General features: G+C 70.6%; 13 protein-coding genes. 6 read left to right on the top strand and 7 right to left on the bottom strand.

Going from position 1 to position 15,383, the window contains the following annotated elements; translation table 11 throughout:
- Positions 1 to 66: 66 nt before the first annotated feature.
- Positions 67 to 810 carry a peroxide stress protein YaaA gene (gene yaaA / locus HNR67_RS40430; protein WP_185008862.1) on the bottom strand — a complete coding sequence of 248 codons (744 nt, stop codon included), beginning with the start codon at positions 808 to 810 and terminating at the stop codon, positions 67 to 69.
- Between the two features lie 76 nt (positions 811 to 886).
- Here yaaA and HNR67_RS46045 point away from each other — a divergent pair, with 76 nt between their 5' ends.
- Positions 887 to 1,885 carry a GNAT family N-acetyltransferase gene (locus HNR67_RS46045; RefSeq protein WP_185008860.1) on the top strand — a complete coding sequence of 333 codons (999 nt, stop codon included), beginning with the start codon at positions 887 to 889 and terminating at the stop codon, positions 1,883 to 1,885.
- 14 nt (positions 1,886 to 1,899) lie between these two features.
- Here HNR67_RS46045 and HNR67_RS40420 read toward each other — a convergent pair whose 3' ends face one another.
- Positions 1,900 to 2,268, bottom strand: coding sequence for a VOC family protein (locus HNR67_RS40420; protein ID WP_185011677.1), 369 nt, complete (start codon positions 2,266 to 2,268; stop codon positions 1,900 to 1,902).
- Between the two features lie 138 nt (positions 2,269 to 2,406).
- Between HNR67_RS40420 and HNR67_RS40415 the strand changes: the two genes are divergently transcribed.
- From HNR67_RS40415 to HNR67_RS40395, 5 genes are all read left to right on the top strand, one after another.
- A complete protein-coding gene (locus tag HNR67_RS40415) occupies positions 2,407 to 4,155 on the top strand; it encodes a proline--tRNA ligase (protein ID WP_185008858.1) in 1,749 nt (582 codons plus the stop codon).
- A gap of 39 nt (positions 4,156 to 4,194) precedes the next feature.
- Complete coding sequence (locus HNR67_RS40410) at positions 4,195 to 5,571, top strand: type I glutamate--ammonia ligase (RefSeq protein ID WP_185008856.1); 1,377 nt, start codon at positions 4,195 to 4,197, stop codon at positions 5,569 to 5,571.
- Positions 5,572 to 6,705, top strand: coding sequence for an amidohydrolase family protein (locus HNR67_RS40405; RefSeq protein ID WP_185008854.1), 1,134 nt, complete (start codon positions 5,572 to 5,574; stop codon positions 6,703 to 6,705).
- Between the two features lie 91 nt (positions 6,706 to 6,796).
- Complete coding sequence (locus HNR67_RS40400) at positions 6,797 to 8,677, top strand: Xaa-Pro dipeptidyl-peptidase (protein WP_185008852.1); 1,881 nt, start codon at positions 6,797 to 6,799, stop codon at positions 8,675 to 8,677.
- Positions 8,678 to 8,904: 227 nt separating this feature from the next.
- Entirely contained in the window at positions 8,905 to 10,674 is a 1,770-nt protein-coding gene (locus HNR67_RS40395) for a Xaa-Pro dipeptidyl-peptidase (RefSeq protein WP_185008850.1), read from the top strand.
- A 389-nt stretch (positions 10,675 to 11,063) separates the two neighbouring features.
- Here HNR67_RS40395 and HNR67_RS40390 read toward each other — a convergent pair whose 3' ends face one another.
- From HNR67_RS40390 to HNR67_RS40370, 5 genes are all read right to left on the bottom strand, one after another.
- Positions 11,064 to 11,759: an HAD family hydrolase gene (locus HNR67_RS40390; RefSeq protein ID WP_185008848.1), complete on the bottom strand. Its 696-nt coding sequence runs from the start codon at positions 11,757 to 11,759 to the stop codon at positions 11,064 to 11,066.
- Positions 11,759 to 12,682: a hypothetical protein gene (locus HNR67_RS40385; RefSeq protein ID WP_185008846.1), complete on the bottom strand. Its 924-nt coding sequence runs from the start codon at positions 12,680 to 12,682 to the stop codon at positions 11,759 to 11,761. The genes HNR67_RS40390 and HNR67_RS40385 overlap by 1 nt, the downstream gene beginning before the upstream one ends.
- Positions 12,683 to 12,718: 36 nt before the next feature.
- Positions 12,719 to 13,516: a hypothetical protein gene (locus HNR67_RS40380; RefSeq protein ID WP_185008844.1), complete on the bottom strand. Its 798-nt coding sequence runs from the start codon at positions 13,514 to 13,516 to the stop codon at positions 12,719 to 12,721.
- Between the two features lie 15 nt (positions 13,517 to 13,531).
- Positions 13,532 to 14,836, bottom strand: coding sequence for an MFS transporter (locus HNR67_RS40375; RefSeq protein WP_185008842.1), 1,305 nt, complete (start codon positions 14,834 to 14,836; stop codon positions 13,532 to 13,534).
- Between the two features lie 113 nt (positions 14,837 to 14,949).
- Positions 14,950 to 15,360, bottom strand: coding sequence for a secondary thiamine-phosphate synthase enzyme YjbQ (locus tag HNR67_RS40370; protein WP_185008840.1), 411 nt, complete (start codon positions 15,358 to 15,360; stop codon positions 14,950 to 14,952).
- Between the last annotated feature and the right edge of the window lie 23 nt (positions 15,361 to 15,383).

Here is a 15,383-nt window from a genome sequence, read left to right as displayed (position 1 = left end):
GGTACGTGCGAACGCAGCATGCCGACCACGACCGTCGGCGCACAACCGAATTTCCGCGGCGACGACTCAGCCGCTGACGATCACGTCCAGGGCCAGTTCCCCTGCTCTCTCCACCCGCATGCCCGCGGCCACCGCGACCTTGCGCACTCCGTCCACAGTGGACGGTTCGGACCTGGTCGTCGCCAGCGCCCGCGCCAGCCTGCCCTTGTGCGACTTGTTGTGGTGGCTGACCACGGTCCGCTTGCCCCGCGCGTCCTCGGTCAGCACCCGCACCGTCACCGCGTCCGGGATCTTCGCCAGGTTCGCGTACACCCCCGACCGCAGATCCACCACCAGCCCGGACACCGAGGACAGCGCGGGCTCCAGCGCGGGCCGCCACAGCGCGCCGAGCGGTCCGATCGCGGGCAGCACACTGCCGCCGGACAACCGGTACGCCGGAATCCCGTCGCCCGCGGCCAGCACGCCGAACAACGCCGAGGCCACCGCCAGCCGGGAGTTCGCCCGCGCCAGCTCCGCCTTGCCGAACCCCGGCACGTCCAGCGCGTCGTAGAGCACCCCGGTGTAGCGGGACAGCGCGGGCATGGTCGGCGCGCGGCGCAGTGCGGCGTTGCGTTCCACCTCGGCGGACTGCCGTGCGGAGATGCCGAGTGCGGCCAGGCTCGCCGGCAGGTCGGCGGCCAGTTCCACCAGCGCGTCCAGCAGCTTCTCCCGCACCGGGTTCAGCTCGGGCGCGAACAGCCCGTCCACCGCGAGCGTGGGCCCGTCGCCGCCGGGGGCCTTGGTTTCCGAAGGGGGGAGCAGCACCAGCACGAACGCACCCTATCCGGGCCGGGGCCCGGCGAAATTCAGTCGTCACCTCCTCGGGTGGTCCTTACCTTCCTTACCCATGCAGACCTTCGGCGCGGACCTCATCCACCGGCCCCTGACCGCGGCCGATGCCCCGGCCTGGGCCGAACTGACCGCGGCCACGCAGAAGGTCGACCCCGGCGGCGAGGAGTACTCCGCGAGCGAACTCGCCGAGGAACTGGCCGTGCCCGGCTTCGACCCGGCCACCGACTCCCTCGGCGTCTTCCGCGGCGACACGCTCGTCGCCATCGGCCTGGTCCACCGCAAACCCACCGGCGAGCCCGAACTCCGGTACCGCCTCGACGGCGCGGTGCACCCCGACCACCGCCGCGGCGGCATCGGCACCGCCCTGCTGCGCTGGCAGCGCGACCGCACCCGGCGGATGCACCGCGACAGCGGCAGCGCCCTGCCCGGCTTCGTCTACGCGAGCCGCCACCACGGCGACGCCGACCACGAGAAGATCCTCACCGTCGCCGGGATGGAACCGGTGCGCTGGTTCTTCGACATGACGTGCGACCTCACCGCACCCCTGGTCACCGCGCCGGTGCCCGAAGGACTGCGCTTCGCCGACCACGCGGTCAGCGCGGACGAGGCGGTCCGGCTCGCCTACGTGGAGACCTTCGGCGACCACTGGGGCAGCCCGCAGGCCGACCCCGACTACTGGCAGCACAACTTCGTCGGTTCCGGCATCTTCCGCCGTGACCTGTCCCGCCTGGCCTACGACGGCGACCAGATCGCCGGCTACGTGCTCTGCTTCCGCGGTGAGCGCGACCGTGACGACCAGGGCAGGGAACGGGTCTGGCTCGGCGACATCGGCGTGCGCCGGCCCTGGCGCCGTCGCGGCGTGGCCGCCGCGCTGATCGCCGATGTGCTCGCCCGCTGCGCCGCCGCCGGATTCCCGCGCGCCGCACTCGGCGTGGACGCGGACAACCCGACCGGCGCGCTCGGGGTGTACCAGCGCGCCGGTTTCGAGGTCGTGCACCGCTGGGTCAGCCACGGCGAACAGCTGCCCGCCCCGGCACGACCGACCACGGGCTGACGACCGCGAGGTCCTCAGCCCAGTTCGGCCGGATCGCCGTGGTTGGCGATGCAGAACTCGTTGCCCTCCGGGTCGGCCAGCACCGTCCAGGTCAGCCCCGGCACCTTGTGCGTGGCCAGCACCCGGGCGCCCAGCCCCACCACCCGCTCGATCTGCGCGTCCGGATCGGGTCCGGTGAGGTCGATGTGCACCCGGTTCTTGCCGGCCCGCTCCTCGGGCACCCGCTGCAACCCGATCCCGGTCGCGCCCGGACCCGGCGGCGCGAGCACCACGTAATCGCCGTAGTCCGCGGCGACCGAGGCGCCCAGCACCTGCGTCCAGAAACCGGCCTGCGCCTGCGGATCCGCGCAGTCGATGGTCACCATGCCGATGCTCAAACCCACTGTCCGCTCTGTCATGGCGCGCACGCTAGACCCTGCCACCGACAACCCGCCTGCGCTGCGCGGATACCCTTCACTACGCTTTCCCGCGCGCCTTGTCAGCGCACGTCCACCCGATCCCGAAACCCCAGGAGTCCCGTCGTGATCACCAGGATGTCGTCGTTGTTCCTGCGCACGCTGCGCGAGGATCCGGCGGACGCCGAGGTGCCGAGCCACAAGCTGCTCGTGCGCGCCGGCTACGTCCGCAGGGTCGCGCCGGGCATGTTCTCCTGGCTGCCGCTGGGATACCGGGTGCTGCGCAACATCGAGAAGGTCGTGCGCGAGGAGATGGACGCCATCGGCGGCCAGGAGGTGCACTTCCCCGCGCTGCTGCCCAGGGAGCCCTACGAGACCACCGGCCGCTGGACCGAGTACGGCGACGGCCTGTTCCGGCTCAAGGACCGCAAGAAGGCCGACTACCTGCTCGGACCCACCCATGAGGAGCTGTTCACCCTCATGGTCAAGGGCGAGTACGGCTCCTACAAGGACTACCCGGCCGTGCTCTACCAGATCCAGAACAAGTACCGGGACGAGGCGCGCCCCCGCGCGGGCATCCTGCGCGGCCGCGAGTTCGTCATGAAGGACTCCTACTCCTTCGACCTGGACGACGAGGGCCTCAAGCGCTCCTACGAGCTGCACCGCGAGGCCTACATCCGGATCTTCGACCGGCTCGGCCTGAAGTACGTGGTCGTCTCCGCGGTCTCCGGCGCCATGGGCGGCTCGGCCTCCGAGGAGTTCCTGGCCGAGAGCGAGACCGGCGAGGACACCTTCGTGCGGTGCCTGGAGTCCGGCTACGCGGCCAACGTCGAGGCTGTCACCACGCCGGTCCCGCCCGCCCGCGCGCTCGAGGGACTGCCCGCCGCGCAGGTCCACCACACGCCGAAGACGCCGACCATCGACACCCTGGTCGACTTCCTCAACGCCGCGGGGCTCGGCCGTGAGTTCACCGCCGCGGACACGCTGAAGAACGTCATGGTCAAGGTGCGCAAGCCCGGCGACGCCGACTGGGACCTGCTCGCGGTGGGCGTGCCCGGCGACCGCGAGGTCGACTTCAAGCGCCTGGAGGCATCCGTGGCGCCGCTGGAGGTCGCGCTGCTCGAGGAGGCCGACTTCAAGGCCAACGCCTGGCTGGTCAAGGGCTACATCGGCCCGAAGGCCATCCAGGACAACGGGGTCCGCTACCTCGCCGACCCGCGCATCGTCACCGGCACCGCCTGGGTCACCGGCGCGGACCAGGCCGACCACCACGTGATCGACCTGGTGGCCGGCCGCGACTTCACCCCGGACGGCGTGATCGAGGCCGCCGAGATCCGCGAGGGCGACCCCTCGCCGGACGGCGCGGGTGCGCTGGTCGCCGCGCGCGGCATCGAGATCGGCCACATCTTCCAGCTGGGCCGCAAGTACGCCGACGCCTTCGGGCTGGACGCGCTCGGCCCGGACGGCAAGCCGGTCCGGATCACCATGGGCTCCTACGGCATCGGCGTCTCCCGCGCGGTCGCCGCGGTCGCCGAGCAGCACCACGACGGCCGCGGGCTGATCTGGCCGCGCGAGATCGCGCCCGCCGACGTGCACGTGGTCATCGCGGGCAAGGACGAGACGCTGCGCGAGGGCGGCGAATCGCTGGCCGCCGAGCTGGACGCGCAGGGCGTGCGGGTGATCCTGGACGACCGCACCGCCTCACCGGGGGTGAAGTTCGCCGACGCGGAACTCGTCGGCGTGCCCACCATCGTGGTGGTCGGTCGCGGGCTGGCCAACGGCGTGGTCGAGGTCAAGGACCGGCGCACCGGCGAGCGTGAGGACGTGCCGAGGGACGAGGTCGTGGCCCAGCTGGTCGCCCTGGTGCGCGGCTGAACCTGGCGTGACACCCAGGCACCGGGTAGACCTGCGTAGGTGACTGCGCAGCTACCCCTGGACGCCAACGGCGTGGACGAACTGGCGGCCCGTCTGCGAGCGGGGGGCATCGACCTGATCGCACTGTCCTTTGTGGACAATGCGGGCATTGTCCGGGTCAAGGCGGTGCCCTCCCGCAAGCTGGCCGCCGCGGTCCGGCACGGGGTCGGCGCCTCGCCCTGCTTCGAGACCTTCACCTGTGACGACCGGCCGCTGGTCGGCAAGTACCTGGGTGGGCCGGACGGCGACCTCCGGCTCATCCCGGACCTGAACCGGCTGGTGCCGCTGGCCGCGCAGACCGGGTGGGCGCTGGCCCCGGTCACCAAGTTCACCCAGGACGGTGAGGTCTTCACCGCCTGTCAGCGCAGCTTCGCCGCCCGGCAAGTCGCCGCGGCGGCCGCGCTGGGGCTGGAACTGCGGATGGCCTTCGAGACCGAATGGCAGGTCGGGCTGCCCGACACCGGCACCGAGTTCGTGCCGGCCTTCGAGGGGCCTGGCTACGGGCTGGCCCGGCTGGCCACGGTCGCCGACTACGCGCGTGACCTGGTGCAGGTGCTCGGCAGGCAGGAGATCGAGGTCGAGCAGTTCCACCCCGAGTACGCACTCGGGCAGCTGGAGCTGTCCATCGAGCCGAACGATCCGGTGGCCGCCGCCGACGACGTGCTGCTGGTCCGGCACACCATCCGCCGGATCACCGCGGCCCGTGGCTGGCGGGCCAGCTTCGCGCCGACCGCGGTCGCCGGGCGGTCCGGGTCGGGTGCGCATGTTCACCTGTCCGTGCACACCAAGGGTGGACCGGCGTTCGCGGGCGGGTCCGGCCGACACGGTCTGCGACCGGTGGGCGAGGCGTTCCTCGCCGGGGTGTTGCGCGAACTGCCAGGGCTGATCGCGATCGGCGCCGGCAACCCGGCCAGCTTCCTGCGGCTGCGGCCCTCGTTCTGGGCAGGCGCCTGGCAGAGCTGGGGCCGGGAGACCAGGGAGGCGGCGCTGCGGTTCATCACGCCCTCGGCGGGGCAGCGGCCGAGCGCGGCCAACGCCGAGATCAAGTGCTTCGACGCCACCGCCAACCCGTACCTGGTGGTCGGCGGCATCATCGCGGCCGGTCTGGCCGGGGTCCGGGCCGAACTGACCCTGCCGCCGGAGATCACCGGCGATCCGGCCGGGCTGACCGAGGAGGCGCGTGCGGCGGCGGGCGTGCACCGGCTGCCGACCTCGGTGCTCGAGGCCGCGGACGCGCTCGAAGGCTCCGAGGTGCTGGCCGAGGCACTCGGCGCGCCACTGCACGACGCGATCCTCACCGTGCGCCGCGGCGAGGCGGAGCGATTCGCCGAAGCCGACGCGGAGGAGATCGTCACGCGCACCCGCTGGCTGTTCTGAATGATCACCGACGAGGTGCCGCTGCTCGACCACCACTGCCACGGCGTGGTCGACGCCGACCTGGACCGCCCCGCCTTCGAGGCACTGCTCACCGAGGCGCCCACCGCGCACCCCGGTCGCAGCGGGTTCGACTCGCTGCTGGGCGCGGCCGTGCTGCGCTGGTGCGCGCCACTGCTCGACCTCGAACCGCACTGCGATCCCGAGCGCTACCTGGCCCGGCGCTGGGAACTGGGCTGGTCGGAGGTCAGCAGCCGGCTGCTGCGCGCCGCCGGGGTCGACACCTGGCTGGTCGACACCGGGTACAGCTCGGTATCGCTGACCACCCCCGCTGAGCTGGCCGGACTCGGCGGCGGCGTGGCACACGAGATCCTGCGGCTGGAACAGGTCTTCGAGGAGGTCTCCCGCACCGCCGACGCCGCCGGACTCGCCGCGGCGGTGGAGGCGGCGGTGCGCACGCGTGGCGCGCACGCGGTCGGTCTGAAGAGCATCGTCGCCTATCGCACCGGCCTCGAACTGCCTGCCCAGCCACCCACCGCGGCCGAGTTCACCCGCGCGGCCGACACCTGGCTGCGCGAGGGCGACGGCAGGCTCGCCAACCCCGTACTGCTCGGCTGGCTGGCCCACCTGGGCGTGCGCGTGGGCGCCGAACTGGGCCTGCCGCTGCAACTGCACACCGGCTTCGGCGACCCCGACCTGCGACTGCAACGCGCCGACCCGCTGCTGCTCAGCGACTTCCTGTCCGCGACCCGGCACGGCAGCGCCACGGTGATGCTGCTGCACTGCTGGCCGTTCCACCGCAACGCGGGCTACCTCGCGCACGTCTACGGGCAGGTCCGGGTTGACGTCGGACTGGCCGTGCCCTACGTGGGCGAGCGCGCGCACGAGGTGCTCGCCGAGCTGCTGGAGCTGGCCCCGTTCAGCTCGGTCTGCTACTCCTCCGACGGCTACGGCCTGCCTGAACTGCTGTTCCTGGGCGCCAAGCTGTGGCGGCGCGGACTGGGCAGGCTGGTGGACACCTGGCTCGCCGACGACGCGCTGCCGCTGCGCACCGCCGAACGCCTGGTGCACGGCATCGCCGCGGGCAACGCGGCCAAGGTCTACATCCACGCTCGGCCGAATGGACCAACCGGTTAGGCGGAACCGCCCACGTCGCTTATGTATCTGTTGAAACGCACCTCCTTTAGTTCGTATCTGCTGGTCACAGCGACCTTGTGTGCTGGACCACATGCGCCCTGCACGCACCACCCTGACCCTGCTGACCGCGGTGACCGCCGCGTTCGCGGGCACCCTGGCCGTCCTGCCGGCCAATGCCGCCCCCGCACCGGCGGGGATGTCCGTGGTCGCCGACGAGACCCAGCCGATCTACTCCCACGCCGAGGCCATCCGCGAGACCGTCTACATCGAGTCGACCATCGACAGCGACGGTGACGGCAAGCTCGACCGCATCGCCGCCGACGTCATGCGGCCCAAGGAGACCAACACCGCCGGCCTGAAGTCGCCGGTGGTCATGGAGGCCAGCCCGTACTACCGCGGCACCACCGCGCGTGAACGGGCCGTCGACGCCGACCGCCAGATCCCCGGCACCGCGCCGCGCGGCTTCGGCCGCTGGTACGACGAGTTCTTCGTGCCGCGTGGTTACGCCGTGGTCGAGGTCGAGATGCAGGGCACCTCCCGCTCGGCGGGCTGCCCGACCACCGGCGGCAAGGAGGACACCGCCTCCATCGTGGCCTCCATCGACTGGCTCAACGGCCGCACCAAGGCCTACTACGCCGACGGCAAGCCCGCGGTCGCCTCCTGGAGCACCGGCAAGGTCGGCATGCTCGGCGTCTCCTACAACGGCACCCTGCCCAACGCGGTGGCCACCGCGGGCATCGAGGGCCTCAAGACCATCGTGCCGATCGCGGCGATCTCCAGCTGGTACGACTACACCCGCGACCAGGGCATCGGCTACAGCGGCGGCTGGGACCGGCGCTACCCGGAGTACCTGGCCAACTACGTCATCAGCGCCGACGCCAAGACCAAGTGCGCGGCCAGGGTGAAGGCCCTCGGCGACAACGCGGGCGATGACACCTTCGACTACACCCCGTTCTGGCAGGAACGCGACTACCGCCCCAGCGCCGCCAACATCAAGGCGTCGGTGTTCGTCGTGCACGGCCAGGAGGACTGGAACGTCAAGCCCGGTCACTACTCCAAGCTCTGGTACGAGCTGGTCAAGAACAACACCCCGCGCAAGATCTGGCTGCACCGCGGCGCCCACCTCGACCCGATCGGCTTCCGCCAGGCCGAGTGGCAGCGCGTGATGCACAAGTGGATGGACCACTGGCTGGTCGGCGTGCAGAACGGGATCATGAACGAGCCGCAGGCCGACATCCAGCGCCCCAACGGCGCCTGGGAGACCCACTCCGCCTGGCCGCAGGCAGGCACCGCCAACGCCAAGCTGCACTTCGGCCCGGCCACCGCCGGCGCGGTCGGCTCGCTGAACAAGACCGCGGCCACCGGCACCCAGTCCTTCACCAACAACAGCAGCCAGACCGAGACCACCGCGGTGTCCACCCCGGAGACCGCCAAGGCCAACCGGCTCGCCTACCTGACCGCGCCGCTTGCCAAGAACACCACGCTGTCGGGCACCGCCAAGCTCGACGTCACGGTCACCCCGGACAGCGCCAGCACCCCGCTGACCGCGGTCCTGGTCGACTACGGCCCGGCGACCACCACCACGCTGTCCGACAAGACCCCGGAACAGCTGCTCACCGAGTCCTGCGAGGCCGCTGACCTGGCCCTGCGCACCGGTTGCGCGGCGCCGCCGCTGGAAAGCCAGGCCGCGGTCACCTACCAGGTGGTCACCAAGGGCTCGATCGACGTCAAGAACCACGCGTCCCTGCAGCGCGGCACCGCGCTGACGCCGGGCACCGCCTACCGGGTCCGCTTCGAGCTGCACCCGAAGGACTACGTGTTCCCGGCCGGGCACCGCATCGGCGTGGTGCTCGTGGCCAACCTGAGCAGCTACGTCTCGGTGGACGCGGCCGCTCGCGGGGTGCGGGTGTCGCTGGCCGCCAGCAGCGTGGACCTGCCGCTGGTCGGCGGCAACACCGCGCTCGGCGGCTGACCACTCGAGAGGTCCCACCGAACAACACCGGTTAAAGCGGTGGTCCCGCCCGGCGGCAACCCGGGCGGGACCACCGGTCGTTTCGGCCCGAACGGCCTGGTTTCAAGCATTCGAAGCAGGTCAGAGCGCACAAGGTTGCGCCATTAGGTCGATCCGCCAGGCCCATTCGTCCTGTGAGCTGTCAGCGGTCGCGCCTCGGTGAGGCAGGCGTGACCGGAGGAGGATTCATGGAACACGCGCGCAGACCAGTCGCGCTGCTCGCCGGTCTGGTGGCTGTGGTCACCGGCTCGGCGTTGCTGATGCCGCTTTCCGCCGCGGCGACCCCGCAGGGGCCGGTGGTCGGCAACGAGACCAAGCCGATCTACTCCCACGCCGACGCGGTGAAGGAAACCGTCTACATCGAGTCCAAGATCGACAGTGACTCGGACGGCAAGCTCGACCGGATCGCCGCGGACGTCATGCGTCCCAAGGAGACCAACTCCGGCCTGAAGGTCCCGATCGTGATGGAGGCCAGCCCGTACTACCAGCTGGCCCCGTTGCTGACCCGGGAACGCCTTGACCGGCAGATCCCGATGCTGCCGAAGGACTTCCGTCGCTGGTACGACGAGTTCTTCGTGCCGCGCGGTTACGCCGTGGTCGAGGTCGAGATGCAGGGCACCGCCCGCTCCGACGGCTGCCCGACCACCGGCGGCAAGGAGGACACCAGGTCCATCGCCGCCTCCATCGACTGGCTCAACGGTCGCGCGAAGGCCTTCTACGCCGACGGCACCCCCGCCGTCGCCTCCTGGAGCACCGGCGCCGTTGGCATGCTCGGCGGCTCCTACAACGGCACCCTGCCGACCGCGGTCGCCGCGACCGGCATCAAGGGCCTCAAGACGATCGTCCCCATGTCGGCGATCTCCAGCTGGTACGACTACACCCGCGACCAGGGCATCGGCTACAGCAACGGCTGGGACGAGCGCTACGCCGAGTGGCTGGCCAGCTACGTCGCCAGCCCCGCCGCCCGCGAGCGGTGCAAGGAACAGCTCAAGGCGCTGGGTGACAACTCCGGCGACGACACGTTCAACTACACCTCGTTCTGGCGGGAACGCGACTACAAGCCGGACGTGGACAACATCCGCGCCTCGGTGTTCGTCGTGCACGGCCAGGAGGACTGGAACGTCAAGCCGGGCCACTACTCCAAGCTGTGGGACCTGCTGGCCAAGAACCACATCCCGCGCAAGCTGTGGCTGCTGCGCGGCGGGCACGTCGACCCGAACGGCGTCCGCTCGGCCGAGTGGCAGGCCGCCATGCACCGGTGGATGGACCACTGGCTGTACGGCCTGGACAACGGCGTGATGAAGGAGCCGATCGCCGACATCCAGCGCCCGGACGGCAAGTGGGAGACCCAGACCAGCTGGCCGGACAAGAAGGCGGAGGACACCCGCCTGTTCTTCGGCCCGGCCACCGACGGCGTCGCGGGCACCCTGCGCTCGCTGCCGAGCTGGCCGTCCGGGAACCAGTCGTTCACCGACGACCCGCAGCAGACCGAGGTCAACGCGATCGGCGGCCCGGAAGCGGCCAAGGCCAACCGCCTCGCCTACCTGACCCCCGAGCTGAAGCAGCCCACCAGGATCTCGGGCACCTCCGAGGTCACCGTCCGGGTCACCCCGGAGACCACCAGCACCCCGCTGACCGGTCTCCTGGTCGACTACGGCCCGGCCAGCGACCCGGCCTTCCGCCCGATCGTCGTCACCCGCGGCGCGATCGACGTGAAGAACCACCTGTCGCTGAGCTGGGAACACGACCTCAAGCCCGGCCAGTCCTACTACGTGCGCTGGAAGCTGCACCCGAAGGACTACATCTTCGCCGCCGGTCACCGCATCGGCCTGGTGGTCGTGGCCAACAACGCGAGCTACGTCTCGGTCGACGCCAAGGCCGGCAAGAACTCGATCTCGCTGCTGACCAGCAACATCGAGCTTCCGGTCGTCGGCGGCCGCAAGGCCCTCGGCTTCTGACCAGTTGCCAGTGGTGCTCAGCTCCCAGGACCTGAGCACCACTGACAGCCCGCACCACCAGCACTGACCACAGCGCCCCGGCGGCCAACCGCCGGGGCGCTGTCACATCTCCACCAGCCCACCCGGCCATAAGCGCGAGACACCAGCACCCAGCCGATCCCCACCCCACCACCACGGCCAAGACCATCGTCAGCCAGTCCGAATCCGGCAGCCCCACCCAGCCACGTCACGCCGATTCCTGGCCCCCGCAGCCCAGCTCAAGACCGCGACTCAGCCCAACGCCACAGCTCGTCAGCTCAGCTCAGCCCCGAAGTTCAGCTCAACACCGCAGCCTAAATTCGCAGCTCAGCGCCACAACTCAACCCAACGCCGCAGCGCAACCCCGCCGCTCAGCGCACCAGCGCCGCCAACACCCCCGCCGTATCCGCCAGATCCGGCAACACCACATGCGCCCCCGCCGCCCGCAACTCGGCCGCGTCACAACGCCCAGTCGTCACTCCGACCGCGGTCGCCCCGTGATGCAGCGCCGCAGCCACGTCATGCGGCGTATCGCCCACCACGACCACCCGCTCAGCCGGGAACGCCACCCCGTACTTGCGTTCGGCCAGCGTCACCGCCGTGCCGACCAGCGGATGCCGCTCCACCGACTCGTGCCCGTACCCGCCGACCTCGAAGTCCACGTGCTCGTCCAACCCGAACGCGTCCAGCTTGAACCGCGCGACCTCCGGCAGATTCCCGGTGACCAGGCTCTGCACCACGCCAGGGGTGTCCGCCAGCGCCCGCAGCACCGCCGCCGCCCCCGGTAACGCGCTGCCACGTTCGTGCAGCAGCTCCCGGTCCTCGGCCACCACGTCGACCAGCGCGGCGAACACCCGCCGCACCTCGTCCTCGGTGTCCGGGATGCCGTGCCGGTTCAGCAGCTCGGTGGTGATCGCGCGCTCGGTCCGCCCCTGCATCGACGGCACATGCCGGATCGCCTGCCCAGCCAGCCGCCGCAGCACGGTCCCGTACCAGTCAGCACCGGTTCCGCGCAGGTCAACCAGGGTCAGATCGATGTCCCAGAGCACCAGTGTGTGCGGCGTCATCACTCCACCACCCGCAAGCTGGAGACCATCTTCTCCATGTCGGCCGTGCTCAACGAGTCCGGCGTGTCCTGGTCGGCCTGGATGACGAACACCGCCCCGGTCTCCGCCGTCGCACCCTTCACCGCCACCACGTGCACCACGCCCGCGGGCGGATCGCACTCGTGCTTGGCGGCCACCTTGACCTTGGCCGTGACCCGCGAGGCCTCCCGGGTGCCCACCATCATCGGCGTCGCCTTGCCCAGCTCAACCTGCGGCTGCACGCCCTCGGCCTCGCCATACCGGCCGTCGGCCCACAGCTTCGCGCCTTCCCCTGCGGTACTCGCCGCGTCCGACACCTTCGCGCCACCGATCCCGACCAGCGCACGTCGCGCCGTGCGCCGCTTCGGATCAGCGGTGCAGTAGCCCTCCCTGAAGGTGGACACACCGCTCATCGCGACCTTCGGCCCGTTCGCGTCCTCGAACCCGACGATCGTGGCCGGGCTCAGCACCTTCCATTCGCGCGGCACGTCATAGGCCAGCCCACGCTTCGTCCAGACCGCCTGCCACCCCGTGACCTGCGGCGTCACCGATTTACTCGGCAGCGTCGTGGTCGGCGCGGGAGTGCGCGAGGTGGTGCCGCGAGTGGTCCGTCCGGTGGTGCCCGACGCGGCCACCGCGCTCGTCTCACTCGGCCCGGACCCGCCCGAACCGCTGACCAGGAACACGATCGACACCAGCCCGATGAGGATGACCGCGCTCAGCGCCACCACGGCGATCCGGCGACCACGCTGCTGCGGCGGAGGGGGCGGCTGCGGCGGAACCGGACCGTCGGTCCGATACACCCCCAGCCCGCCGTACTCCGGACCCGAGCCGTAGAACTCGGTGTTCTGATACCGCTCCCAGTAGGCCGGATCCTGTCCGTTGCCGGGTCCTGACGATGTCACCCCGCGACCGTACCGGTCCCGACCCGGGGAGTTCGGTCACTTGGCCAGCCGCACCGAGTCGAGGATCTGTTTCATCTCGTCCTCAGTCGGCGTGAACTGCGAGTTCTTGCCCTCGTACGACACGTCGAGCATGAACACCGAGCTGCCCTTCGCCCCCTTGACCGCCAGCCCGATCACCTGCCCACGCGGCGCGTTGCACTCACTGGTCTTGGCCGCCGTGGCGTTCGCGACCACCAGCACCCCGGTCGTCCCGCTGTTGTCGAAGGTCTTCGGCTCGTTGAGCACCACCTTCGGCTCGACCTTGTCGACCGTGTAGCCCTGGGTGGCCACGTATTTGGCCAGGTCGCTGGCCGCGCGAGTGAGGTTGGTGTCGTCGGTGCGGCCGGAGCCGACCTCGGCGCGGGTGAACTGCCCGTTGCCGCAGTCGTATGGGTAGCGCGCCGCCATGCCCTTCAGGATCGGCCCGGACGTCGTGCGCGACATCCCGTCACCGCCCTTCTGCCAGGACGCGGGCACCTTGTAGGTCAGCCCGGACTCGGTGTTGGTGATGGTCTGCACCGCCGCCGACTTCGCGCTGCTCGAACTGCTCCCCGCCGTGGCCGACGAGGTCGCGGGAGTGGTCTGCGCCGCGGGCGGCGTGCTCTCGTCCCGACCCAGCAATACGACCACCATCACCAGCCCAACCACGATGACCAGGCTCAACGCGGCGATGATCGCCATCCGCCAGCGGTTCTTCGGCGGCTCGGGCTGACCTTCGCCGAACACGCCCAGGCCCCCATAAGCCCCGGTGAACTCGCCGCCGCCCCTGTTGCCCTGATCCCCAGACCACGTCACGGCTGGACACCGTACCTAACGCAGCTGGGACCGTCGGGTCTCCGGCACGATCAACATGCCGACCACCGTCAAACCCAGGCACGCCGCGAGCAGCCACGCCACCGGCGCCGGCGACCCGGTGCTCCGCAACAGCTGCGTCCCGACCAGCGGCGCCGCCGCCCCAGCCAGCATCGTCGCCGCCTGGTAGCCGACCGACACACCCGAGTACCGCACCGTGGTGTCGAACAGCTCCGCGTAGAAGGCGGCCTGCGCCCCGGTGAGCAACCCGTGCAGGAGCAACCCCACCCCCACCGCGAGCAACACCCACATCTGGTCCTTGGTCGCGACCAGCGGGAAGAACACCGCCGTCCACCCGGCGGCCAGCACCGCGGCGACCACCGCCACCGGCCGCCGCCCGAGCCGGTCTGACAAGGCCCCACCGGCAAGCATCGCCAGCACCTGCACCACCGAGCCCACCGTCACCGCCACCGTGGCCGCTCCCGCGGGCAACCCGATGTGGTTCGCGTAGACGAGCAGAAAGATCGTGAAGACGTAGAACGCCGCGTTCTCCCCAACCCGCGCCGCGAACACGCTGAACAACTGCCGCGGATGCCGCCGAAACGCCGTCACCAGCGGTGCCCGCTCCGGTCGAGCCTCCCGCTTCACCTCGGCGAACAACGGCGACTCGGCCACCCGCAACCGAACCCACAACCCGACCAGCACCAGCACCACGGACGCCAGGAACGGAATCCGCCAGCCCCAGGAGGTGTAGTCGGCGCTGCTCATCGAGTACGCGGTCGCCGCCAGCGCGGCGGTGGCCAGCAGGTTCCCCAACGGCCCACCGGTCTGCGGCGTAGCCGTCCAGAACCCCCGCTGCCGAGCCGGCCCATGCTCAGCGACGAGCAACACGGCCCCACCGAACTCACCACCCAGCGCGAACCCCTGCACCAGCCGCAACAACGTCAGCAGCACCGGCGCCACAACCCCGATCTCGGCATACCCCGGAAGGATCCCGATCAGGAACGAGGACACCCCCATCAGCAGCAAGCTGACCGCGAGCAGCTTCTTCCGCCCAACCCGGTCGCCGAAGTGCCCGAACACCACTCCACCCAACGGCCGCGCGACAAACCCAACCGCATAGGTGACCAGCGCGAGCAACACCCCGACCAAGCCATCGGCCTGCGGAAAGAACACCGGCCCGAAGATCGTCGCCGCAGCCGCGCCATACAGGAAGAAGTCGTAGAACTCGACCGTGGTGCCAATGACGCCCGCGCTCACCACCCGCATGAGCGGCCCACGCCCCACAGCGCCGCCAGCCCCCTCCCGAACCCCGTCAGCCATGCGCCGCAGCCTCACTCGCACGCAGCCCGGAGTCAAGATTTTCGGACGATTCCGTCCGCTATCCGGACATCCATCCGCGATCCGCCCCGCCAACCAAACCAAGCGCCCCCAACTCACCCCACCAGCAAGCTGAGTCGCACCTTCCGCACCGGATTGTCCACATTGGTGTCCACCAAACACACCGACTGCCACGTCCCGAGCGCCATCCGCCCACCGAGCACCGGCACCGTCGCATAGGGCGGCAGCAACGCCGGCAGCACGTGATCCCGCCCATGCCCAGGTGAACCATGCCGATGCCGCCACCGGTCATCCTTCGGCAACAGCTCCCGCAACGCGGCCAACAGGTCATCATCGCTGCCCGCACCGGTCTCCAGCACGGCAAGTCCCGCCGTCGCATGTGGCACCCACACGTGCAGCAGACCGTCGCGTTCACCCGCGTCCGCCAGGAATCGCTCGCACTCGGCCGTGAGGTCGTAGACCACCTCGACTGATCCGGTCCGGATCTCGATCTCCTCGGTCAACACCTCACGCACGCTACCGATCCCGA

This window comes from Crossiella cryophila, assembly GCF_014204915.1.
GTDB lineage: Bacteria > Actinomycetota > Actinomycetes > Mycobacteriales > Pseudonocardiaceae > Crossiella > Crossiella cryophila.
The sequence above is the reverse complement of the archived record's forward strand: the minus strand, read 5'-3'. Positions and strand labels throughout refer to the sequence as shown.